Below are 23,871 nucleotides of genomic sequence, written 5' to 3' on the forward strand. Positions count from 1 at the left end.
ATATAACTTTGTAAAGGATGCTACGCACCACCGCCTGGTGGCAAAGTCCTTGACAAAGCCATATATACCAAATAAATAGCAATTACGAGAAAGTTAGCATTAATGTATGATAGTATCATCACATACTATTTACAAAATTATACATGGTATAACTTAACAAATTCAATGCGACATTTAATATTGCAATTTATAGCTTATTTTTTCATTCTTCTATTACTTGACTTATAATTAAATTGTTTTCATTTAAAAACTCGTGATCTAAAAAGCTATTAGTAACTTTATTTAATACAAGACTGACACTCTAGGATAAATATCTTTTCTTATTTCCCTGCTTTAATCCCACTTTATTAGTTTCAAATAAGTGTTATTTAAAAATTTTTTTCCTCTATATACTTCCATTCCTTAGGGTAAAACTTTTGAATCCCCTAAAATTCTTAGTTTAATAAACCAATAAAATTAATGAATAAAGATTAACCATTGGAATTGTTTTAAAAGAGTTAGTATTAAAAATGTAGTAGATTTACATTTGAATATGGTAGGATACATATTAGGAAGAATGCATGGGTGAATCTTATTGATTAGGTGATTCTATTTAAAGGGCCGTTCATTAAGAGATTCTTCCATGTCGTTTGCCATTTTTAAATATTTAAATGCTGTTTCAAAATCTTGAAATATAGAATATAACTGGCTTACGCTTTTGTAAGCAAAAACATGATATATAGAATCTTGGCAAACTTCTAGTTTTTCAATACCAATAATCATTTGCTTTAAAGCTTCGTTATATTTTTCTAATTTCATTAGCGTAAGACCATGATATATTTTAGCAGACCACATAAAAAGATAATCGTGTTTATTAAACTTTACATTTACATTATTAAAATCTATATTTTTAAATAATGTCAGAGCTGTTTCATAATCCTCTAACAGATATAATGCTTTGGCTTTTTCCATAGTGTAAAATATATTAAAATCTTTTTTTGAAATACTATATTTTATATTGTTTAAATATTCAAGTGCTTTTTTAGGATTATTAATAAGGTTGTGGTATTCTGCATAATTTAAATAAATGATAGACAATGAAAATTTATTTTCGGTAAAAATTGCAAATTGTTCTGCTTTTTTTATATTATATAAAAATTCATCATAATTTTTTAAAATAAGATTTAGAGAAGCTGTTATTTGATATAGCAAGTCAGAGTTATAGTAAATATTTTTTTTATTAGAAAATGAAATAGCTTTCTTAAGAATTAAAAGAGCTTTATGAAAATCTCCTAATCCTGAATATACTAATGCTTTTATGTACATTAAATCTATTTCAAAAAAATAGTCTTTATTTATTGATAAGCTATATATATCAGTTGCCTGATCTATAATGTTTAAGCATGGTTTATAGTTAAAATCATTCATATATCTAGCCATCTTTTCTACATATGCCATTGCAGCATCTGAATATAGTTGGCTTTTTTTATATATACTAATAGCTTTGTCAAGTTGTGTTTCACTAGCATCATATAAATTTAAATATCCTAGACATTCTCCAAGCTTATACAGAATATCACCGTGCAATTTATTATTTTCACTAAAATTATATTTGGATAATAAACCATGTAATTCTTTCCTTGCCTTTTCGTATTGATAAGTATCAATTAATGTGTTAATTTCTTTTACCTTATTTTGAATTTCATGTAAAGGTAATTTATTTTTAGATAAAGAATCATCTTCTATAAAATAGGATACTGGCTTATTTAATTTTCTAGCTATAATTTTAAGATTTTTCATTGAAGGAGTTGCAAGGTTATTTTCAATTTGACTTAACATACTTTTAGTCATATCATTTCCGGCTAATTTAGATTGTGTAATTTTAAGCTCTTTTCTTAATTCTTTAATTTTTTCACCTATAGATTTAGACAATTGCAAAACCTCCTAAATTAACACGAATTATGGGTTACGATTCTATTATAGTATAAACATATTTAACTTACAAGGTGAAGGAATAGTAAAAAGTTAAATTATATTAAACAAACATTGACATATAAAATAAAATAGTATACTATAAATCTATAAAGTTAAATACAATTAAACTTACATTTAGCAGAATCTGAATTATGATAATATATAGAACAAAAATATAATAAGGAGGAAACATAGTGGTGAGTAAAACTTTTTTAGAGAAAACAAATAAATGCTTTGTAAATGAGTCAGAAATAGTTACGATAGGTGGTGTAGATCAATATATACTTGTACGTGGGAATGATAAAAACAATCCAATAATTCTTTTTTTACATGGAGGACCTGGGATTCCTTATAGCCCAAATATATCTGAATTTCAATCCAAGATAGAAAAAAATTTTATTGTTGCAAACTGGGACCAAAGAGGAGCAGGAAAATCATATAATGAAAACATTCCTAAAGATTCAATGAATTTAGAACAGTTAGCTTCAGATACTATTGAGGTAGTTAACTATCTTTTAAAAAAATTCAATAAAAATAAACTGTATTTAGTAGGGCAGTCATTTGCGAGTGTATTTGGATTGATAACTATTAATAATTATCCAGAAAAATTTTATGCTTATATTGGAATAGGACAGATAGTTAATTCTCAAGAAGGCGAAAAAATATCTTATGAGTTTTTACTTGATGAGGCAAAAAAACAAAATCATATTTTAGCGATTAAAGAATTAGAAAAAATAGGACATCCACCTTATAAAAATTGTTTAACCGATATATCAATACAGAGAAAATGGCTAAATGAATTTGGTTATGTTGAAAGAAATAGTGATATTTATGAAGATTTAATAAAAAACTGTACTGATAAAGAATTTAAAACAATTATGGATGGTAGTGAATTTAGCGTTAAATATTTATTTACTGATCTTATTGAAAAGAATATTAATTTTTTCAATAGTATAAAAGAAGTAAAAGCACCTGTATATTTTTGTATGGGTAGATATGATTATACAACGCCTTCAATAATTGTTGAAAAATACGCTAGACAATTAAAAGCACCTAAAAAAGAAAGCATCTGGTTTGAAAATTCAGCACATTTTCCAGAGTATGAAGAAACAGATAAATTTTACGAGATATTATTAAGAATTTTAGAAGAAACGTATAATTAAACAACTTCTTTTATATTATTTTCAATCTATTTTTTCCATTATATATTAGATTACAATAAGCTTAATTAATTAAAAATGTTAGTTATAGTAGCATTATAAAAAAATCATTATTAAAAATGTAATGTATCCTATAGAGTAGACGATATTTTAAAAAAGTCTACCATATAGGATTTTTTTATATAATTAAATAAATGAGTGTGATAGTATAACATTTTGCACGAAATTAAGATGTTTGATTTTATATTGCTTGAGGTATAATTTATGAAGAGCAAGGATAAGGTTTATGCACAGTAAAAAAATAGCTAATAATTTTGGATATGATGAGGGAGTAACAGCGAATGAATTAGAAAGCTTTTTAAATGTAAAATGAAGTTTGATAAGTCACTATTTAAATATATTATTTACTGAAGTAAGAATATCAAAAACAAAAACTAGACCTGTAAGGTATTGTTTATTAGGTCAAGAAATAACTGTTCAGAAATAAAAAGGTAAAGATAATGTTTTTAATTCCTTTATTGGTTCTAATGGTAGTCTAAGAATACAGGTAGAACAGTGTAAATCGGCTGTTGTTTACATTCATGATTGCCTGCCCGTTATTATAAACGGTAGTAGTGGTGTTGGGAAAAGAACTTATATACCAGTATGCAGTAAGTCAAAATGTGATAAAGGAGGATACACAATTTGTGGAGTTAAATTGTGCTGACTATGCAGACAATCCTGAACTTCTTTCATCTGTACATTTTGGACATGTTGAAGGTGCTTTTACAGGTGTAGTAAAGTATAAAAGGGGCTTATGGATGAAGCAGATGGAGGCTATGCTGGCATTTGTTATTATTGCAATTTTAAAAATTATTTAAAGACAACAGAATAAATGATGGAAAAGTCACATATATATAAAAAAGGAATTAATAAAAAATAAATCAAACTGATATTCTTAAAATGTGGAGATATCATCATGTATTGGTATTAGAAGCATAAAAAATAGAAACAGTATAAATTTAAATGAGTTATCAATAATTTATGATAATGAATATTTAAACTTTAATAAATATAAATATTATTTTTTATTATCTTAATGAGATGATTATGATGATAGTGTCTGAAACATGTGAAGTCGTAGGTAGTATGGATATGATCATAGAAATAGTATTAAAAATTGTTGAAAAGCTTAATTAAAAAATAGGTTCGATGACAGATTAAAATATTAATAGAAACCAATATAAAGATTAGATGGAAAAATTATCTGTCAATTAACTTAACAATCTAGTACGTAACAATATAATAATATTTGGAGGGAATTAATATGAAAAATTTAAGTGAAAAAATGCAGGAATTTGGTCTTAAAAAAGCAATTTCATATCTTAACTCTGATCCAGATCAAAATATACCAAAATTGCTAAATTGGTTAGAAAAATTTGATAAAGATGGTTATTATAAAACTGCATATAATAGTACAAGAAAGGCAATCTCTGAACATAATAATTGGTACAAGCTTATAAAAAGCTTATATACCGACATTGACGACGGTGTAAGGGAAAAAATATTTGAAAATTTTATAATAAATGCATCAATTTTAGGAGTTAAACGTCAGAATAAATCAAGAAAAGAATATGATTGCAATGTACCATGGGCTATTTTAATGGATCCAACATCTGCATGTAATCTTCATTGTACAGGGTGTTGGTCAGCAGAATATGGAGATAAACTCTCGATGGATTTTGATACTCTTGATAGTATAATTAAACAAGGTAAAGAGCTTGGCACATATATGTATATTTATTCTGGTGGCGAACCTCTTATACGAAAAAAAGATATAATAAAGCTTTGTGAAAAGCATAATGATTGTATATTCCTTGCTTTTACAAATGCGACATTAATTGACCAAAAGTTTGCAGATGAAATGCTTAGAGTCAAAAATTTTGTTCCTGCTATAAGTGTTGAGGGGTTTGAAGAAGAAACCGATATGCGTCGTGGAAAAGGTACATATAAGGCTGTTATCAAGGCCATGGAGATACTTAAAAAAAATAAGCTTCTATTTGGTTTCTCTACTTGTTATCATAGTAAGAATGCAGAAGTAATTGGGAGTGAAGAATATTTTGATAAAATGATTGCACAAGGTTGTAAATTTGGGTGGATATTTACATATATGCCTGTTGGATGTGATGCTGTGCATGAACTTATAGCAACTGCAGAGCAGCGTGAATATATGTATCATCAAGTTAGAGGATTCCGTAAAACAAAACCACTATTTACTCTTGATTTTTGGAACGATGGCGATTATATAGATGGATGTATTGCTGGTGGTCGTATATATTTGCATATTAATGCTAATGGTGATGTTGAGCCTTGTGCATTTATACATTATTCAAACTCAAACATCAAAGAATGTACTTTACTAGATGCATTAAGATCTCCTCTATTTATGCAGTACAAACAAAATCAGCCATTTAATGATAATCATCTTATTCCATGTCCGTTACTTGACAATCCGGGAATATTAGCCGATATGGTTGAAAAATCTAATGCACAATCAACAGAGATATTGAATCCTGAGAATGTTAGAGATTTAAGTGCAAAATGTCTTAATGCAGCTAATAAATGGGCACCAGTAGCAACTAAATTATGGGAATGTTCACAGGGCTGCTACCAAAATAATGACTAAAAAAATCATCAAAATGAAGTAAAGCACCTCTTTTTTAAGATGTTAGTTATAGATAAAAAAATATTAAGATTGATTAATCAATGGTGTTTCAAAAATTTTTTCAACAGCAAAGAAACCATGCAATTACTACGTAATTACTTCTGTTGTTATAAAAGTCAAATATAATAAACAGCTAATGCTAAAGAGAAATTGATAGAGTTGAGTGTACCTTATATTCTTTTTGCTATTAAATAATTTTAAAAAAAATTGTTATGTAAACAGAAAGTTCAGGGCTAACTAATGAAAAAAACTGATATATATAATGTAAAATATGAAGTCGGATGGATATAACTCTTATAAATGCTGATGATTTTATCATTAAAAATTGTATTTATAAGGTATAATAGATAAATATGTTGACTATTGACAAAATCTTAGTCAGTCATTATAATAATAATAAATATTAAACTTTAATAAATATAATTTTTTTTGATAAGGTGGTGCTGTTGACGAGAATAATAAAAACACCTCAAGAAAGGAAAGCAGAAATTATTACAACTGCTAGAGAGCTATTTGCTGAAAATGGAATTGAAAAAACAAAAGTAAGTATGATTGTTAAAAAAATAGGTGTAGCACAGGGATTATTTTATTACTACTTCAAGTCAAAGGATTATGTTATAAATGCAGTTATAGACCAAGTCTTTACTGAGATGGAATGTAAAATGGATGCAATTGTAAACAATAAAAAAAGAAATTTTTATCAAAAACTTACTGATTACGTTGATTTGTATTTTGAATCTATTGGGCAAGTTGGACCACAGATAATACAAGAAATAGACTTGCTGTCAAATGCTAAGATATATAGGCATATTGAAGATGATATAAGGGAATTAAATAAGCGGGTTGTAAAGCAACTTATGGAGATAGGCACCAAAGAAGGAATAATAAACCTTCAATATCCAAATGAAATGTTCTTGATGATATTGTCTGGAATATGTGAAGTGGCTTATAGAATGACTGTAAGCAGAGAAATGATATTAAAACTTGTCGAGCAAGGTCTTAATTTAAAGATAGGTTCGCTGACAGGTTAAGATATAAAAAAATTTAATTAAAAAATTAGACATAAAGTTTTTTTTTACCAACTAACTGACTTTTATTCACGAAATAGTCAGTGACAAAATTATAATATTTGGAGGGAATTAATATGAAAAATCTAAGCGAAAAAGTGCAAGAATTTGGTCTTAAAAAAGCAATTTCATATCTTGACTCTGATCCAGACAAGAATATACCTAAATTACTTAATTGGTTGGAAAAATTCGACAAAGACGGATATTATGAATCTGCATATAATAGTACAAGAATGGCTATTGAGCAGCAAAATAATTGGTACAAGCTTATAAAAAGCCTTTATATCGACATTGATGACGGGGTAAGAAAAAAAATCTTTGAAAATTTTATAATAAATGCATCAATATTAGGAGTTAAACGTCAGAATAAATCAAGAAAAGAACATGGCTGCAATGTACCATGGGCTATTTTGATGGATCCAACATCTGCATGTAATCTTCATTGTACAGGATGTTGGGCAGCAGAATACGGAAATAAGCTTTCAATGGATTTTGATACGCTTGATAGTATAATTAAGCAGGGCAAAGAGCTTGGTACATATATGTATATTTACTCTGGCGGTGAGCCTCTTGTACGAAAAAAAGATATAATAGAGCTTTGCGAAAAACATAATGATTGTATATTCCTTGCCTTTACAAATGCAACATTGATTGATGAAAAATTTGCAGACGAAATGCTTAGAGTCAAAAACTTTATTCCTGCTATGAGTGTAGAGGGTTTTGAAGAAGAAACTGATATGAGACGTGGACAAGGTACATATAAGGCTGTTATCAAAGCAATGGATACACTTAGAGAAAAGAAACTTCCATTTGGATTCTCTACTTGCTATCATAGTAAGAATGCAGAAGTAATTGGGAGTGAAGAATACTTTGATAAAATGATCGAGAAAGGTTGTAAATTTGGTTGGATATTCACATATATGCCCGTTGGTTGTGATGCTGTACCTGAACTTTTAGCAACAGCAGAGCAGCGTGAATTTATGTATTATCAAGTTAGAAATTTCCGAAAAACAAAATCATTGTTTACTCTTGATTTTTGGAATGATGGCGAATATGTGGAAGGATGCATTGCTGGAGGTCGTAGATATTTACATATAAATGCAAATGGTGACGTAGAGCCTTGTGCATTTATACATTATTCAAATATAAATATCAAAGAAAACACTTTATTAGAGGCATTGAAATCTCCTCTATTTATGCAGTATAAACAAAATCAACCATTTAATAACAATCATCTTAGCCCATGTCCGTTACTTGACAATCCGGGAAGATTAGCAGACATGGTTGAAAAGTCAAATGCACATTCAACAGATATAATAAATCCTGAGGATGTAAGGGATTTGAGTGCAAAATGCTTAGATGCAGCTAAAAATTGGGAACCAGTATCAGATAAATTATGGGAGTGTTCACACGGTTGCTGTCAATGTAATAAATAAAAAAGATAATACTTAGAATAATAATATACAGTAAAATGAGCTATATAAAATATTTAATATAGCTCATTTTGGTTTTTTGAATAATCAAAGATATCTATTTGGTGTATCATAAGATATGCTATATTAGCTAGTATTATATAGTCAACAATATGTTAACTATAAACAATAAAATGTTGACTATATACAACATTGTGTTATAATAAGAAGTGGAGGTGAATTATGGCAAAGCGAAAAAAGTTATTTAATACAAAAATAAAAGTTCTTAGAGCTGAAAGAAATTTAACTCAAGAAGATTTAGCTATAGATTTAGGGGTAAATAGATCAACAATACTCGAAATTGAAAGAGGTACATTTAATCCTTCGCTTAAACTTGCTTTTTCTATAGCAAAATACTTTAATAAGACAGTTGATGAAATTTTTGAAATATTGGAGGAGACTGAATAATGAATGATTTAGGAGTAAAGTTATTAGGGATGCAGCCTATTTTAGCTGCAATAATTAGTGCAGTTTTTTTCATACTATTACTTATGGATAAAGATGAATTAGAGCAATATGCATTTAATAGCGCATTGAAAATTTCTGCTTTAGTAACAATTATTTTTCTACTTGGATACGGGTTTTTTATGTTAATGATTGGACAGACGGAGATAAGTATTAATGCTATTTTTTATGCAGTAGAAGGCTTAGGTGCATTAACTATAATATTATATTTTATAAGATTAAGAGAAATAGAATTTGTGATAAAAATTAAAAATGAGAAAATTGCTAACACCTTACTGTATATTTCTATAATAATAAGTGTACTTGCGACAATTAGCATGTTGTTTGAATTTGAATTCTTTAATAATGAAATTGGATACATCAGATTTGATGAGTTAGCTATATTGATTAATGTAATCTTATTAGGCTTAGTAATACCACTACTTCCAAAGAGAAAAAAACTTAGCAGACAAGAGTATAAGAAAATGAAAAGAGAAATTGATAAGAAATTTAATATAATATATTTGATATATGGAGTATTAATGTTACTATTTATTATATATATTTTCAATCAAAAAGTAATGATGTAAATTTAAAATTAGAGTAAGCTTTCTAATATTGTTTAATGTTTCAAAAAATTCTTTTTTATTTGGACAGCTAGCTACTACAAAGTTTGAATGAAATATATTTGGAAATTGGTACTATTCTAGCTTCAATTTTTATTAGTTATATGGTATTATTTAGTGTATATTCATTGTTTTGTATAAAATGCAACAATAGAGGGGATGATTGCTTTGTCAAAAAAAATAATGAAACATAAACTAATTGTAGCTATAACTAAAATATCGGCATTATTATTAATATTTGTTAATACTATAGCAAAGGTTTATAGAGTAAAAGCATTGGTACTTATTATTATTATAAATATTAGTGCTTATGCGTATGTTTATTTAATTGAAAAAAGAAAATAAACAATATATATTATTCATCAATATCATAGGAAAATATACAACAGAACCTAATGCAAAGGTTCTTTTTTAATGTAGAAATATTATATACTACTGAAAAACAAGCTGGAATTTCTAAAAGTATAAAAAATATTAAATTTTATGTATTAATGAAATTATAAATAAACAAATCATCAAAATGATTATACTATACTTGAAATAATATAAACAATAATATATAATGTTTATAAATAAAATAAACAAAATGGGGATAAGTTATGAATAACTATAGAATTATGGATGCGAAGTTAGAAGAAATAAAAGATGGATATATATTTAACTATGAAAAAGGTGTTTATGTATGTCTACTTTGCAATGAAATTTTTGAAGTCGGAAGGATTTACGATATAGGAGGCAAATTGTACGAAGCATTTCGAGCAGTTAAAGAACATATAAAACTTGAGCATAATAGTGTACTAGATAATTTGTTAACATTTGATAAAAAATTTACTGGCTTAACTGAGAATCAGAAGAGTTTACTAACAGATATAGCAAATGGATTATCAGATAAAGAAATAGCAAACAAAAATAATACATCTCCTGCAACTGTGAGACATCAGAGATTTAAATTTAGAGAAAAAGCTAAACAAGCGAAGTTGTATCTTGCAATCTATGAATCTGTAGAAGCATTTTCTAAGCTTGAACATAAAAAAGAATTAGTAAAACCTCATAGTGGAGCTACTATGGTAGATGAAAGATATATTATCACTAATGAAGAAGAGGAGAAGATATTAAGAACTTATTTTGAAGCTGGTGAGAACCTGAAATTAAAAGCTTTTCCGGCAAAAGAAAAAAGGAAAATAACTGTGCTTAAGATGATTACAAGTAAGTTTGAAAAATCAAAAAAATATACTGAAAAAGAGATAAATGAGATTTTAAAATCCATTTATCCAAAAGATATTGCTACTATTAGAAGATACCTTATAGAATATGGTTTTTTAGAAAGAACCAATGATTGTAGAAGTTATTGGATTAAACAAATAAAGGAGGTGTGAGAAATGGCGAAATTTAAAAATTTCTTAGACAAAGATGGGAAAGTGAAGGCTTGGCCAGCAAAGTATAACTTAAAAATAAAAGTTTTAGAATATATAGCAGACAAATTTGAGTGTGATCGTTTTTATAGTGAAAAGGAAGTTAATGAAATTATTAATCAGTGGCACTCATTTGGTGATTATCTTATGATTAGAAGAGGGATGATTGACTATCAGCTGTTAGCACGTACAAATGATGGCAAAAAGTATTGGAAAGTCAAACACGAAGAAATTGATAAATAAAAAACTTTAGTATTATTAACAAATGATGATATAATATTGTAGTTATGTTTAGAAAGGGTTACAATAAGAATAAATTAACTACACATATTAGGGTGGTATTGTATGAATGAAGTAATTGTCAGATTGAATAAAAAATTTATTAGTAAAATACTAAATGGATATCCATTGATAGAGAAAGATGCTATTATCAATAAAAACAAACTTAAAAATGAAGGTGATGTTTTAAAACTTGTTGATCATAATAATAAGTTTGTTGCAAAAGCCTATTACGGAAAACAAAATAAAGGTATAGGCTGGATATTAACTTTAAAAGAAAATAAAAAAATAGATTACAATTATTTTAGAGACAAAATAGCAAAAGCAATAAGCTTTAGAAAAAAAATGTACAATGACAATAATACTACAGCCTTTAGAGTATTCAATGGTGAAGGTGATGGTATAGGTGGATTGACAATAGATTATTATGATGGGTATTATTTGATAAATTGGTACAGTGAAGGTATTTATAGATATAAGAATCAGGTTGTTAAAGCATTAAATGAATTGACAGAGTTTAAAGGAATATATCAGAAAAAAAGATTTAAAACGGGTGGCAAATATATAGATGATGATGATTTTATATGTGGAAAAAGAGGAGAATTTCCTATAATCGTAAAAGAAAATGGAGTTGATTTTGCAGTTTGCCTTAATGAAGGAGCAATGGTTGGTTTTTTCTTAGATCAAAGAGAAGTAAGAAAAACAATAAAAGAAAACTATGCAAAAGGCAAAACAGTATTAAATACTTTTTCATATACAGGTGCATTTTCAGTTTTTTGTGCGATGGGTGGTGCAAAGAAAACAACAAGTGTTGACCTTGCGAATAGAAGTAAGGAGAAGACAATAGAGCAGTTTAGTATAAATGATATAGATTACTACAAACATGATATAATAGTAGAGGATATTTTTAACTATTTTAAATATGCTGCTAAAAAACAGTTGAAATTTGATATGGTTATTCTAGATCCACCAAGCTTTGCAAAATCAAAAAAATATACTTTCAGTGCATCAAAAGATTATAAAGATTTATTAAAACAGGCAATAGCCATAACAAAAGAAAAAGGAACAATTGTGGCATCTACAAATTGTAGTTCATTCAATATGGATAAATTTTTAAAATTTATAAATGATGCTTTCAAGGAAACAAGCAAAAGGTATAAAATTGTAGAGAAGTTTTCATTGCCAACTGATTTTAAGACGATAAAGCAATATAAAGAGGGGGATTACCTCAAAGTGGTTTTTATAGAAATAAATTAAGAAGTTTTATATAGAGTTAAAAATAATAACGTCTATGAACAAAGTTTTGTACATAGACGTTATTGTTTATTTTAAAGAAGTTTCTCTTAATATTACATTTTCATTTCGTTCTTCTACATGTTTTATTGACCATTCATTTTGAAATAATAAAACAGGTTCTTTATCTTTATTTTCAACTAGCATTGTATCCATAGGAAGAGAAAAAGTATCTGGATTAAAATCAGGCATTTCAACCCAACGAATATAACGATAAGGAAGATTTTCTCTAATTATATCAGCGCCATATTCATTTTTGAGACGGTATTCTAGTACTTCAAATTGAAGAACACCAACTACGCCAACGATTAACTCTTCCATACCAATATGAGGTCTTTTATATACTTGTATAGTTCCTTCTTCTGCTAATTGAGTAATACCTTTTAAAAATTGCTTTCTTTTAAGAGAATTTTTAGTGTATATTTTAGCGAAATGCTCCGGAGCAAATTGTGGTATACCTCCATATTGTAGTTTTGATTGATCTTCACATAATGTATCGCCAATGTTAAATATTCCTGGATCATGAATTCCAATAATATCACCAGGGTAAGCAACATCAACTATAGCTCTATCTTGAGCTAAAAATTGCTGAGGCTGGGCGAGTCTTACTTTTTTATTTTTTTGCACATGGTTTACAAGCATTCCTTTTTCAAATTTACCTGAGCAAATTCTTAGAAATGCAATTCTATCTCTATGCGCAGGATTCATATTTGCTTGTATTTTGAAAATAAAGCCAGAAAAATTTTCAGACTCAGGATTAATATCTCCTAAATTACTTTTACGAGGTTTTGGAGGTGTTGTAATTTCTAAGAAAGATTTTAGAAATGGTTCAACTCCAAAGTTAGTAAGAGCACTACCGAAGAACATAGGTGTGAGTTCACCATTTAATATTTGCTCAAGGTCATAGTCATCTCCTGCAATATCCAGTAGTTCAATGTCATTTTGTAATTTTTGATGAAGATGCTCACCTAGTAGTTCATTGAATTTTTCATCATTGATATCTCCAGTGACTACTTCTGCAATAGACTGACCATGGTTACCATCATTAAAAAGTTCAATTTGGTTTTTTTGACGATTGAAAACGCCTTTAAAATTACTATCCGAACGTATTGGCCAGTTCATAGGATAAGAACGAATCCCAAGCACTTTTTCAATTTCTTCCATTAGCTCAAAAGGATCTTTACCGCGGCGATCCATTTTATTGATGAAAGTAAAAATAGGAATACCTCTCATTTTACAAACTTGAAATAGTTTTTTTGTTTGATCTTCAACACCTTTAGCACAATCGATTACCATTACAGCACTATCTGCAGCCATAAGAGTTCTATAGGTATCTTCACTAAAATCCTGATGTCCTGGTGTATCAAGAATGTTAATACAAAAATCATTATAATTGAATTGAAGTACACTAGAGGTTACAGAAATCCCTCTTTTTTTCTCGATTTCCATCCAGTCTGATACAGCATGTTTATTAGCTCTCCTTGATTTAACCGATCCTGCTGATCTAATAGCGCCTCCATATAATAGTAGTTTTTCAGTCAAAGTTGTTTTACCAGCATCCGGATGAGAAATAATTGCAAAGGTTCTTCTTCTTTTAACCTCTTGTATAAAGCTAAGATTTTCTTCTGACATTTTTATCTTCCTTTATCTAAATTATTTTATTAATTATTATTCTAATAAAAGTGTAACCTTTTACATGTTATACTTTTATTGTGAATCTGTCAATTGTTATTAGGACAAAAAACAATATTAATCAGAAAGTGTTAAAAAATGTGATATAGAATATATTAACTGGTTTTAAACTAGGTTGTTTTAAAGTTTACAATATATATACCGTGATGTAAAATATTATTGAAAAAATAATATCATATTTATATAAAATCACAATCTTATGGAGGTTAATTCATGAAAAGGTTAAATAAAACATTAATTAGTTTTTTAGTTATTACATTATGTTTTGTTGTGTCAACATCAGTTATATATGGTGAAGGATGTAACAAAAAAGAAGACCAAATAAATATTAACAACATATGCTATGATGATGAAAATTATGTTTATTTTGAAATAGGCAAGCAAATGGCACGATTAAAGAAGGATTTTTCAGGAGAATTTGAAATACTAACTGAAAAAGAACAGAACGAAATAGAATTATTAAAAAATAAAGAAAAATGTTTTGAAATAGAAGGAGAAGAAATAGATAGTCAGTATATTGAAATTAAAGACAATATTCTTTATTACAATGGTTTAAAGCTTTTAGATATAAAAAAATACATAGATGAAGATAATCAATTTTACAAGGAGCATACTGATGTTGAAAGAAAACCAATAATTAATTATTTATATAAATATATATTAGATGATAAAAGAATTCTGTATATTGTAAAAACTAAGACTTGTTTAGCTATATCAGCGCCATATACTCCTTCTTATTCAGACTACGTTATAGTTAATGAAGATAACATTCAAGGAATAAGTATAGAAAAAGATTTTGACCTAGACAAAATATTAACAAATAATAATGGAATATTGATGGTAGGGTATAAGGAGATACATCCTATGATGCACAATAGCAAGATATATTATGTAGATACTGATAAATATATTGCACATGACTTAATTGAAAATGTAGAAGATGAGTGGGTTATGTTACAAGAAGAAGTAGGAATAAATAATGATTTATTTGTGTTCTTTGTAACCCAAAAAGGTAAGGAAAGTGACAAAAAAATAAATGGATTCTATAATGTAAATGCAGATAAAAAAATAATAAAAAGAAAAGAAGATATTTCAATAATAAATGAAAAATATACAAATGAGTATCATAACTATTATTTAAGTAGAGATGATGAAATTTATTATATAAGTGATAATGTAAACGGAGTAGTTAATTTAACTAAAGGAACATTCAAAGAATTTAAAATGTATGCACAAATAAAAATTGATGATGAATATGTTAGATTTAATGATGAGCTTGGTCATCCATTCATAGATGAAAATAACCGCATGCAAGTACCATTTAGAGCAACGTTAGAAAAATTTGAAGCGACAGTAAAGTGGGATAATGACTTACTAACAGCGGTAGCAATAAAAGATGATATAACAGTTGAAGTTCCAATAAATAAAAAATATATATTAAAAAACGGAGAAAAGATAGAAAATGATACTAATGCTGTAATAAAAAATGAAAGAACATATTTACCAATAAGAGCTGTCATGGAAGCTTTTGGGTGTGAAGTAAGCTTTGATAGTGAAACGGATACAGCAATAATTAATACAAAATAGCAACTTATTAATAATTTATAAAAGGAGTTGTCTAGGAATTTGAGACAGCTCCTTTAGTACAAATATTTCAAAGATAAGGTAATGTTCATCAAGAACCTGTAGATTTGTAATGCTTTACTCCTATATTCCATATCATTACGCAAGGAATAATAAATATTATTCCATATAAAGGGGTAAGCATATATTTAAAGCTGTTTCCCTTTATTTTATCTAATATAAACATAAGTGGTAAATAGTTTACTGTTCCAAAAGGAATAACAAAGGTAAAAAATTTTCTAACCCATTCCTTATAAATATTTAAAGGATATTGAGACATTTCTCTACCACCGTCTGTAAATATATTTATTACTTCTAAACCCTCAGTAGTCCAAAAGCATAATGCAGCACCTAGCATGTATATACCTGTAAATATGAAGATGCCACTTATAATCATAAGTATTAAGGTTATTATTTTGTATATATCCCAAGCTATGGTGAGGTTAGATATTGAATATATTAATACAATAATACTTTGCGAAAGCCTTCCTATTCTTGTGAATTCAAACTTTGAACCAAGTACTTGGAGTATTGTGCTTTGAGGTCTGACTAAAATCCTATCAAAATCACCATTTATAATAATAGATGAAAAAGAGTCAAATCCTCTTGCAAAACATTCGCTTAGCGAAAAAGAAATATGTATAACACTATAACATAAAGCGACTTCATAAAGAGACCAACCACCTATGTTAGGGAATCTTTCAAAGAGTAAAAATATAGATACAAAAATCAAAAAAGGCACAAAAAACTGTCCGATAGAAAGTAAAATAAAGGAGACTCTATATTCCATTTGACTCTTTAAAAGAATAGACATGTACCTGAAATACAGCTTCATTAAATCAACCTCCTTGTACTATTATTCTTTTTAAAGCCTTAGACATCCATAACTTGCCTATTCCAATTAAAAGAATAATCCATAAAAATTGTACGCCTATTCCAATTAAAGCTTCATTTATTCCAATATTACCTGCATATGTTCTAAATGGCAAATCACAAGTATATCTAAAAGGTAGTATGTATACTATTTTTTGTAGTGCTTTTGGCATTAATGGTACCGGGAGAACTAAACCTGAAAAGAATTCACCCAACACACTAAAAATAAGCAATGAACCCGTTGGAGACATGGTGTAGAAAACTGAAATATAAATTAGCATTGAGATTGCGACGACTAGTATTAGACCCAGTATTAATGCAACTAAAAACAGTATGAAAGATAATATGCTTGGTGGAAAAGAGAAATTATATGGATATGGTAATAATATAGCGATGAAAATTATCGGGAAACACCGAAGCATAGCTCCTGATAACCTTTGAGCTATAAGCTTTGCATACCAAAAATTGTACAAATCTGTTGGCCGACAAAGTTCATAGGCTATGTTACCACTTGTTATGTGATTTAAAAGCTCATTATCTCTGTACCAAAGCATTACAAATACTAAAAAACTTTGTTGAAGCCAAATTACTTGGATTAATTCTCTAAAGGATATTGGCTGAACTACAGAAGTACTATTGTAAAAGGCTTCAAAAATCATTATATGCATAAATCCCCAAAAGAATTGTGTAGAAATTCCAGCTAAAGCTGATACTCTATACTGTAATCCTTTTAGCAATCTCATCTTAAATAAAGAATAGTATGCTTTCATATTTGATACTCCTTATATAAATCTACTATAATTTCCTCAATAGGACGACTTTCTACAGATACGTCAGTAATATCTAATGAATTTGATAGCAATCCTATAACTTCTGAAACCTTTATTTTTTCTAAATCCACAGACAAGGATAGTCTTTCCTTAGATTTTGAAAGGATAGTTGTCCCTTTAATATCTATAGTCTCATTATTTTCAGTAAAATTTACAGTTAATGTTTTATGAGTTATAAACTTATTTTTCAATTCTGTCAATGTACCATCAAGTAAGAGCTTGCCTTTACCAATGAGCATAATTCTCTCTGCTAAGGCTTCTATATCATTCATATCATGGGTTGTCAAAATGACAGTAACTTTTTTTTCTTTATTGATTGTTTTTATAAAATTTCGAACTGCTATTTTGGAAACTGCATCAAGACCTATAGTTGGCTCATCTAAAAACAGTATCTTAGGATTATGTATTAATGAAGCACCAATTTCACATCTCATTCTTTGTCCAAGACTTAATTGACGAACAGGTGTTGAAAGCAATGATGACAAATCTAAGGTATCTGTTAATAATTCAAGAGTGTCATTAAAATCATTGTGAGGAACTTTATAAATATCTTTTAATAAATTAAAGGAATCAATTACAGGAACGTCCCACCAAAGCTGAGAGCGTTGACCAAACACTACACCAATATTTTTAACATGTTTTACTCTGTTTTTCCAAGGTGTATATCCAAGGATATTACATTTTCCACTATCAGGTACTAAAATACCACTAATAACTTTAATGGTAGTTGATTTTCCAGCACCATTAGGACCTATGTAACCAACGATTTCACCTTCATCAATTTCAAACGAGATGTTTTTTAAGGCTTGAACTGTGGAATATTGAGGACTAAACAAGGATTTAAGTGCGGCGCCAACACCAGCACCTCTTTTTGCAACCTTAAAGCTTTTATTCAAGGCTTCAACTTTGATCATTCTATACCCTCCTTTTAGATAGTAAGAATTAATTGAATAAATTTAGAGAAGAAAGTCATTATATATCTTTAACAAATAAATGTCAATAAATTAAAATATAAAAATATAACTTAGGTAATTAATAAATTGATATTTGCTAATATAAATAATAAAAGGAGTAATCATCGGTAAATCTATTAGAGAAAAAATATTAAGTATTTGTAATATATATCCTGTTTGACAAAGTGAAAATATTGTTATATTCTAATATCGAAAACAGATATCGGAAAACGATATAAATAAATCAGAAGGAGATAACTAATGAAAAACAAGATAATTAGAAAATTATTTTTAGGATTTATACAAATACATATATTATATCATGCTGATAAGGAACCTATATACGGAACTTGGATGATGAAAGAATTAGAAGAACATGGGTACAAGATTAGTCCGGGCACATTATACCCATTACTAAAAAGAATGGAAGAAGAAGAGTTATTGTCAAAGGCAGAAAAAAATATTGACGGTAGAATAATAAAACTATATAAGACAACAGAAATTGGGCAGGAAGTACTAAAAGAAGCTACTGAAAAAGCAGCTGAGCTGTTTCATGAGATTAAAACAAAGGGTGATAACAATGATTCAATTTAGAGATATAAGTTTAAGCTTTAATAATAAGGTGATATTCAATAATTTTAATATGGATATTACAAGAGGGGAAAAAGTACTTATAAATGCCCCTTCAGGGAGAGGTAAGACAACTTTATTTAAATTGCTATTAGGTTTTTGCATTCCAGATAAAGGGAAAATACTATTAAAGGGAAAAACTCTAGAAAAAAAGAACTTACCATATTTCAGGACAAATATAGGCTATGTTAGTCAAGATGTAGATTTGAGAAATTTGAAAATATGGGATTTGATAATTGAAATTTTTTCTTATAAATATAATAAACATATACACATTACTAAAGATAAATTTATAAGTATTGCTCAGTATTTTGAGCTTCCACTTAATATAGACGAAAAGGAAGTATTTCAGCTATCAGGAGGAGAAAGACAACGATTAGGTTTAGTAATATGTATCTTATTAGATAGAAAAATATGGCTTTTAGATGAAATTACTTCGGGTTTGGACAAGAATATTAAAGAAAAGATAGTTGATTTTGTTTTAAAACAAGATAAAACAATACTGATAATTTCGCATGATAAAATTTGGAGAAAAAATGATGTTGTTAGAATAGAGGAGTGGTAAATAAATGAATTCACAAGAAATTTCATATCTATCTATTAGTAGTTTATTTTTATTAATAATCCCAATGTTTTTTATAAACTACAAATTAAGCATGAAAATAAATAAGAAAATGCTATATGCTATAACAAGAATGATAATACAGCTTAGCCTAGTAGGTATATTTCTTCAATATATATTTAATCTTAATAATCCAATATTAAATTTAACTTATTTAGTATTTATGATAACTGTAGCGAGTTTTTCAACAATTAAAGCTTGTGATATCAATATAAAAAAATCCATTCTTCCACTATTTTTAGCATTTATTATCCCAAATTTAATAGTATTGCTATACTTTAATACGTTTGTTACAAAAGTAGATAATTTATTTAATGCTCAGTACATGATAACAATTGGTGGAATGTTATTAGGTAATAGCTTAAGTGGTAACATAATATGTGTTAATAGCTTTTATAGGGAAATTAGAAAAAATAAAAATGAATACTTTTACAACTTAAGTCTTAGCGGAAATAAGCTAGAAACTTTAAAACCTTATTTTAAAAATGCTATATTAGCATCAGTAAATCCTACGATAGCATCTATAGAGACAATAGGATTAGTAGCATTGCCTGGGATGATGACGGGGCAAATATTAGGCGGAGTCATACCTGTAACAGCAATAAAATATCAAATAGCTATAATGATAGCAATTTTAATAAGTAGGTATTTTAGTGCTATATTATCAATATTATTTACATCAGTTAGTAAATTTGATGAATATGATATTTTGTTAGATTAAAATTTAACCTGAGCTATTTATATAACTCTGGATAATATGCTTTATAGTTCTGAATTAGATGATTTTAGTTCTCTACTCATAGTATTCAATTTTCTACGAATAATCTAGGTTTGAAATAAAAAAAGTTAAATAGCTTATTTCATAAAAAATAGATGACATTAATAATAATTTGACATCTATTTTTTTGTGATTTTTCATGAAATAAAATCCAATTGTTAAGCTGATATTACCGTAAGGTTACAATACCATTACAATGTGATTTTTTAAAGATTTAGGCACCTAAAATTTATAAAGCAGGCGTATACTATAATGAAAAATTTATTCGGAAAAAGGGAGGAAATTATGAAAAGAATAGTAAGTTTTGCATTAGCATTATTGTTAATAATGTCAGCATCAATAACAGACACGTATGCGATGAGTAAATATGGTAAAGGATTACCACCTGGGCTTGCTAAGAAGGGCTATATGCCACCAGGAATTGCGAAAAAATTTAATGATATTGATGGTTATGATTGGGCTAAAAAGGCTATAGAAAAAATGGCTATAAAAGGTGTTGTAAAAGGCTATGGCGAGGGGATATATGCTCCAAAGAGCTCTGTAACAAAGCTAGAAGCAATTATAATGGCACTTAGAGTAATGGGTTATGAAGAACAAGCAAAAATAAACTTGGATAAGGTTAAAAGAGGTACTAAAAAGCTAAAAAACAAGGATAATATTCAAGAATGGGCTTATGGATATGTTGCGGTTGCTCTAGATAAAGGGATATTAGAAGAGGTTGACCTTATAGAATTAAATTTAAAAGAACCTGCTCAGAGACACGAAGTAGCTAAATATATTATAAGAGCTTTAGGGTATGAAAAAGAAGCTCAAAGCTATATGAAAGAGGAACTTAGATTTATTGATGCAGGCGCTGTACCTCTTGGTTCAGTAGGTTATGTATATCTTTCAGATAAAAAAGGCATTATTACAGGATATCCAGATGAGACTTTTAGACCAAATAGAGCTGTTACAAGAGCAGAAATGGCTGTATTAATTGCTAGATTGGATGATGAAGTTGACAGCGATATTGATGAAAATGAGAAATTAGCAGAGATAGTAAATATTAATGGTAACAAATTAACATTAAGAAGCGGTAATAGATCTAAAGTATATACAGTTTTGGACAACACTCCAGTGTATACTGAAAATGGCAAGTATACCTCTATAGATAAATTAGAAATAGGAATGAAAATAAGTATTCAGCTAAATGAAAATGGAATAATTATATTCATTGAGATTAAAGAGTATGATGAAGAAATATTTGATGAGTATGTAGGAATAGTAGAAGAAATAGATGATGATGAAATAGAGATAGAAGCAGATAATGTAAAAATGGAATTCGATATAGAAGATGATGTAAAAATAGAATTTAATAACAAAGAAGGACGTATAGATGATATAAATGAAGGAGATAAAGTCAAAGTTAGAATAAATGATGATGATGAAGTCGAGTATATAAAGGTATATAGAGAATTAGATAGTAGAGAGTATAGTGGAAATGTAGAGGAAGTAGATAGTGATAGTATTGTAATTAAGATAGATAGAATAAAAATGACCTTTGATTTTGCAGATGATGTAGAGGTTGAATTTAAAAATAGAGAAGGAAGTATTTCAGATATAAGAGAAGGAGATTCAGTTAAAGTAAGAATAGACAAACATAAAAGAGTTGAATATGTAGAAGTTAATAGGAACTTAGACACATGGCAGTATGAAGGGAAAGTCGAAGAAGTAGATGATGACAGTGTTACAATCAAGATAGATAGAATAAAAATGACTTTTGATTTTGCAAATGATGTAGAGGTTGAATTTAAAAATAGACAAGGAAGTATTTCAGATATAAAAGAAGGAGACTCAATTAAAGTAAAAATAAACAAATATCAAAAAGTTGAATATGTAAAAGTTAATAGGGACTTATATGCATGGCAGTACGAAGGAAAAGTTGAAGAAGTAGATGATGACAGTGTTACGATAAGGATAGATAGAATAAATATGACCTTTGATTTTGCAGATAATGTTGAGGTCCAATTTAAGAATAGAGAAGGAAGCATTACAGATATAAGAGAAGGAGATTCAGTAAAAGTAAAAATAAACAAGTATAAAAGAATAGAGTATATAGAAGTAAATAGAGACTTAGATACATTGTATTATGAAGGAAAAGTTGAAGAAGTTGATAAAGATAGTGTTACAATAAAAATAGATAGTATAAAAATGACTTTTGGTTTTTCAAATAAAGTAGAGGTTCAATTTAAGAATAGAAAAGGAAGCATTACAGATATAAGAGAAGGAGATTCAGTAAAAGTAAGAACAAACAAATATAAAAGAATAGAGTATATAGAAGTAAATAGAAACTTAGATACATGGCAGTATGAAAGTAAAGTAGAGAAAGTAGATGACGAAAGCATTACAATCAAGGTAGAAAATATAAGAATGACTTTTAGTTATGCAAATAAAGTAGAGGTCCAATTCAAGAATAGAGAAGGAAGCATTTCAGATATTAGAGTTGGAGATGTAGTTAAAATAAGAATAAATAAGTATAAAAGAGTTGAATATATAGAAGTAGATAGAAACTTAGATACCTTTCAGTATCAAGGAAAGATAGACAGCATTGATGAAGATAATATCACAATTAAGGTTGATGGGATAAGATTAACCTTGGACTTAGCTAGTAATGTAAAGGTTAAATTTGAAAACCAATATGGTTGCATTGAAGACATAAAGGTTGGAGATCAAGCTAAGTTTAGAGTAAATAATCATGGGAAAATAGAATATATAGAATTAGATAGAGAATTAAATAAGTCAGTATATGAAGGAATAGTTAAGGAAATTGACGAAGATGAAATCACATTAAAAGTAAATAGTATAATAGTAACCTTTGATTTAGAAGAAGATGTTGAAGTCGAATTTAAAAATGAAGGAGGAAGCATAGAGGACATAAAAGAAGGTGACGAAGTTAAAGTAAGAATAGATGATGATGATGAAGTTGAATATATTAAAGTATATAAGACATTAGATTATGATATACATGAAGGTCTTTTTGAAAAAATAGATAATGAAAAATTATCAATAGTTACATCTAAAGAAGTAATTGAATTTGAAGTGGATTCAGATGTAAAGGTGATATTTAATGATAAAAAAGGAGATCTAGATGATTTAATAGTTGGTGATTCAGTTAAAGTGGTAACACTAGAAGATGATGATGAGATTAGATGGGTTGAAGTAGATAGAGATTATAATGATGAATTGATTTCTGGTAAACTAAAAAATATTTATGAAGATATAAATCAAATTGCAATTAAGAAAGATAACGAAATAAAAATATTTGATTATAATAATGATGTTAAAGTCTTAATAAATGACGATGAAGCTGAAATATCAGATTTAGAAGAAGATGATAATGTAAATCTTATTATAGATGATAGTAAAGTAGAAGAAATAAGAGCATATAGATAGTAACAATTATTTAAATTAACTTAGATAA

At 27.9% G+C, this 23,871-nt stretch carries 21 protein-coding genes; 16 read left to right on the top strand and 5 right to left on the bottom strand.

What is annotated here, in order from left to right; all coding sequences use genetic code 11:
* Positions 1–588 precede the first annotated feature (588 nt).
* Positions 589–1,911: a helix-turn-helix domain-containing protein gene (locus tag AYC61_RS06955; RefSeq protein WP_066498585.1), complete on the bottom strand. Its 1,323-nt coding sequence runs from the start codon at positions 1,909–1,911 to the stop codon at positions 589–591.
* 239 nt (positions 1,912–2,150) lie between these two features.
* Here AYC61_RS06955 and AYC61_RS06960 point away from each other — a divergent pair, with 239 nt between their 5' ends.
* The 11 genes from AYC61_RS06960 (at position 2,151) to AYC61_RS07000 (ending at position 12,374) form a co-directional block, all read left to right on the top strand.
* A complete protein-coding gene (locus tag AYC61_RS06960; protein ID WP_162265447.1) occupies positions 2,151–3,116 on the top strand; it encodes an alpha/beta fold hydrolase in 966 nt (321 codons plus the stop codon).
* A gap of 617 nt (positions 3,117–3,733) precedes the next feature.
* Positions 3,734–3,973: a sigma 54-interacting transcriptional regulator gene (locus tag AYC61_RS20640; RefSeq protein WP_162265448.1), complete on the top strand. Its 240-nt coding sequence runs from the start codon at positions 3,734–3,736 to the stop codon at positions 3,971–3,973.
* A gap of 446 nt (positions 3,974–4,419) precedes the next feature.
* Entirely contained in the window at positions 4,420–5,778 is a 1,359-nt protein-coding gene (locus AYC61_RS06965; RefSeq protein WP_066498589.1) for a radical SAM/SPASM domain-containing protein, read from the top strand.
* A gap of 485 nt (positions 5,779–6,263) precedes the next feature.
* Complete coding sequence (locus AYC61_RS06970) at positions 6,264–6,848, top strand: TetR/AcrR family transcriptional regulator (RefSeq protein ID WP_066498591.1); 585 nt, start codon at positions 6,264–6,266, stop codon at positions 6,846–6,848.
* Between the two features lie 113 nt (positions 6,849–6,961).
* Positions 6,962–8,320, top strand: a complete 1,359-nt coding sequence (locus tag AYC61_RS06975; RefSeq protein WP_066498593.1) for a radical SAM/SPASM domain-containing protein — start codon at positions 6,962–6,964, stop codon at positions 8,318–8,320.
* A gap of 219 nt (positions 8,321–8,539) precedes the next feature.
* Positions 8,540–8,764, top strand: a complete 225-nt coding sequence (locus AYC61_RS06980; protein WP_066498595.1) for a helix-turn-helix transcriptional regulator — start codon at positions 8,540–8,542, stop codon at positions 8,762–8,764.
* Positions 8,764–9,390, top strand: a complete 627-nt coding sequence (locus tag AYC61_RS06985) for a hypothetical protein (protein WP_066498601.1) — start codon at positions 8,764–8,766, stop codon at positions 9,388–9,390. The genes AYC61_RS06980 and AYC61_RS06985 overlap by 1 nt, the downstream gene beginning before the upstream one ends.
* Positions 9,391–9,594: 204 nt before the next feature.
* Positions 9,595–9,771, top strand: coding sequence for a hypothetical protein (locus AYC61_RS21120; RefSeq protein WP_156456375.1), 177 nt, complete (start codon positions 9,595–9,597; stop codon positions 9,769–9,771).
* 254 nt (positions 9,772–10,025) lie between these two features.
* Positions 10,026–10,802, top strand: a complete 777-nt coding sequence (locus AYC61_RS06990) for a DUF2087 domain-containing protein (RefSeq protein WP_156456376.1) — start codon at positions 10,026–10,028, stop codon at positions 10,800–10,802.
* A 3-nt stretch (positions 10,803–10,805) separates the two neighbouring features.
* The gene (locus tag AYC61_RS06995; RefSeq protein WP_066498610.1) at positions 10,806–11,081 is read left to right on the top strand and encodes a DUF2087 domain-containing protein; all 276 of its coding nucleotides are present in this window, start codon (positions 10,806–10,808) and stop codon (positions 11,079–11,081) included.
* Positions 11,082–11,183: 102 nt separating this feature from the next.
* Complete coding sequence (locus tag AYC61_RS07000) at positions 11,184–12,374, top strand: class I SAM-dependent rRNA methyltransferase (RefSeq protein ID WP_066498618.1); 1,191 nt, start codon at positions 11,184–11,186, stop codon at positions 12,372–12,374.
* Positions 12,375–12,440: 66 nt separating this feature from the next.
* Here AYC61_RS07000 and AYC61_RS07005 read toward each other — a convergent pair whose 3' ends face one another.
* A complete protein-coding gene (locus tag AYC61_RS07005; RefSeq protein WP_066498625.1) occupies positions 12,441–14,042 on the bottom strand; it encodes a peptide chain release factor 3 in 1,602 nt (533 codons plus the stop codon).
* A gap of 273 nt (positions 14,043–14,315) precedes the next feature.
* Between AYC61_RS07005 and AYC61_RS07010 the strand changes: the two genes are divergently transcribed.
* A complete protein-coding gene (locus AYC61_RS07010; RefSeq protein WP_066498634.1) occupies positions 14,316–15,689 on the top strand; it encodes a copper amine oxidase N-terminal domain-containing protein in 1,374 nt (457 codons plus the stop codon).
* A gap of 88 nt (positions 15,690–15,777) precedes the next feature.
* On the opposite strand, the gene AYC61_RS07015 is transcribed toward AYC61_RS07010, so the two are convergent.
* From AYC61_RS07015 to AYC61_RS07025, 3 genes are read right to left on the bottom strand one after another with little or no spacing between them, the layout of a single operon-like run.
* A complete protein-coding gene (locus tag AYC61_RS07015) occupies positions 15,778–16,560 on the bottom strand; it encodes an ABC transporter permease (protein WP_066498639.1) in 783 nt (260 codons plus the stop codon).
* A gap of 4 nt (positions 16,561–16,564) precedes the next feature.
* On the bottom strand, positions 16,565–17,368 hold the full coding sequence (locus AYC61_RS07020; RefSeq protein ID WP_066498643.1) for an ABC transporter permease: 804 nt from the start codon (positions 17,366–17,368) through the stop codon (positions 16,565–16,567).
* A complete protein-coding gene (locus AYC61_RS07025) occupies positions 17,365–18,342 on the bottom strand; it encodes an ABC transporter ATP-binding protein (protein ID WP_066498644.1) in 978 nt (325 codons plus the stop codon). Before AYC61_RS07025 ends, AYC61_RS07020 begins: the two co-directional genes overlap by 4 nt.
* A 300-nt stretch (positions 18,343–18,642) precedes the next feature.
* Here AYC61_RS07025 and AYC61_RS07030 point away from each other — a divergent pair, with 300 nt between their 5' ends.
* From AYC61_RS07030 to AYC61_RS07045, 4 genes are all read left to right on the top strand, one after another.
* Positions 18,643–18,975 carry a PadR family transcriptional regulator gene (locus tag AYC61_RS07030; protein WP_066498651.1) on the top strand — a complete coding sequence of 111 codons (333 nt, stop codon included), beginning with the start codon at positions 18,643–18,645 and terminating at the stop codon, positions 18,973–18,975.
* The gene (locus AYC61_RS07035) at positions 18,962–19,576 is read left to right on the top strand and encodes an ABC transporter ATP-binding protein (protein WP_066498653.1); all 615 of its coding nucleotides are present in this window, start codon (positions 18,962–18,964) and stop codon (positions 19,574–19,576) included. The genes AYC61_RS07030 and AYC61_RS07035 overlap by 14 nt, the downstream gene beginning before the upstream one ends.
* A 4-nt stretch (positions 19,577–19,580) precedes the next feature.
* On the top strand, positions 19,581–20,354 hold the full coding sequence (locus AYC61_RS07040) for an ABC transporter permease (RefSeq protein WP_066498655.1): 774 nt from the start codon (positions 19,581–19,583) through the stop codon (positions 20,352–20,354).
* Between the two features lie 342 nt (positions 20,355–20,696).
* Positions 20,697–23,843, top strand: coding sequence for an S-layer homology domain-containing protein (locus AYC61_RS07045; RefSeq protein WP_066498657.1), 3,147 nt, complete (start codon positions 20,697–20,699; stop codon positions 23,841–23,843).
* Positions 23,844–23,871: the final 28 nt, after the last annotated feature.

Origin of the sequence: Abyssisolibacter fermentans, assembly GCF_001559865.1 — a bacterium.
Taxonomy (GTDB): Bacteria; Bacillota; Clostridia; order Tissierellales; family MCWD3; genus Abyssisolibacter; species Abyssisolibacter fermentans.

Bases quoted from the DNA above. Each gene is read 5' to 3' on its own strand.
- AYC61_RS06965 (WP_066498589.1), top strand. From the start codon at position 4,420: ATGAAAAATTTAAGTGAAAAAATGCAGGAATTTGGTCTTAAAAAAGCA.
- AYC61_RS07010 (WP_066498634.1), top strand. From the start codon at position 14,316: ATGAAAAGGTTAAATAAAACATTAATTAGTTTTTTAGTTATTACATTA.
- AYC61_RS07035 (WP_066498653.1), top strand. From the start codon at position 18,962: ATGATTCAATTTAGAGATATAAGTTTAAGCTTTAATAATAAGGTGATA.
- AYC61_RS07030 (WP_066498651.1), top strand. From the start codon at position 18,643: ATGAAAAACAAGATAATTAGAAAATTATTTTTAGGATTTATACAAATA.
- AYC61_RS07020 (WP_066498643.1), bottom strand. From the start codon at position 17,368: ATGAAAGCATACTATTCTTTATTTAAGATGAGATTGCTAAAAGGATTA.
- AYC61_RS07040 (WP_066498655.1), top strand. From the start codon at position 19,581: ATGAATTCACAAGAAATTTCATATCTATCTATTAGTAGTTTATTTTTA.
- AYC61_RS06990 (WP_156456376.1), top strand. From the start codon at position 10,026: ATGAATAACTATAGAATTATGGATGCGAAGTTAGAAGAAATAAAAGAT.
- AYC61_RS06975 (WP_066498593.1), top strand. From the start codon at position 6,962: ATGAAAAATCTAAGCGAAAAAGTGCAAGAATTTGGTCTTAAAAAAGCA.
- AYC61_RS06985 (WP_066498601.1), top strand. From the start codon at position 8,764: ATGAATGATTTAGGAGTAAAGTTATTAGGGATGCAGCCTATTTTAGCT.
- AYC61_RS07015 (WP_066498639.1), bottom strand. From the start codon at position 16,560: ATGAAGCTGTATTTCAGGTACATGTCTATTCTTTTAAAGAGTCAAATG.
- AYC61_RS07045 (WP_066498657.1), top strand. From the start codon at position 20,697: ATGAAAAGAATAGTAAGTTTTGCATTAGCATTATTGTTAATAATGTCA.
- AYC61_RS06980 (WP_066498595.1), top strand. From the start codon at position 8,540: ATGGCAAAGCGAAAAAAGTTATTTAATACAAAAATAAAAGTTCTTAGA.
- AYC61_RS07005 (WP_066498625.1), bottom strand. From the start codon at position 14,042: ATGTCAGAAGAAAATCTTAGCTTTATACAAGAGGTTAAAAGAAGAAGA.
- AYC61_RS07025 (WP_066498644.1), bottom strand. From the start codon at position 18,342: ATGATCAAAGTTGAAGCCTTGAATAAAAGCTTTAAGGTTGCAAAAAGA.
- AYC61_RS06995 (WP_066498610.1), top strand. From the start codon at position 10,806: ATGGCGAAATTTAAAAATTTCTTAGACAAAGATGGGAAAGTGAAGGCT.
- AYC61_RS07000 (WP_066498618.1), top strand. From the start codon at position 11,184: ATGAATGAAGTAATTGTCAGATTGAATAAAAAATTTATTAGTAAAATA.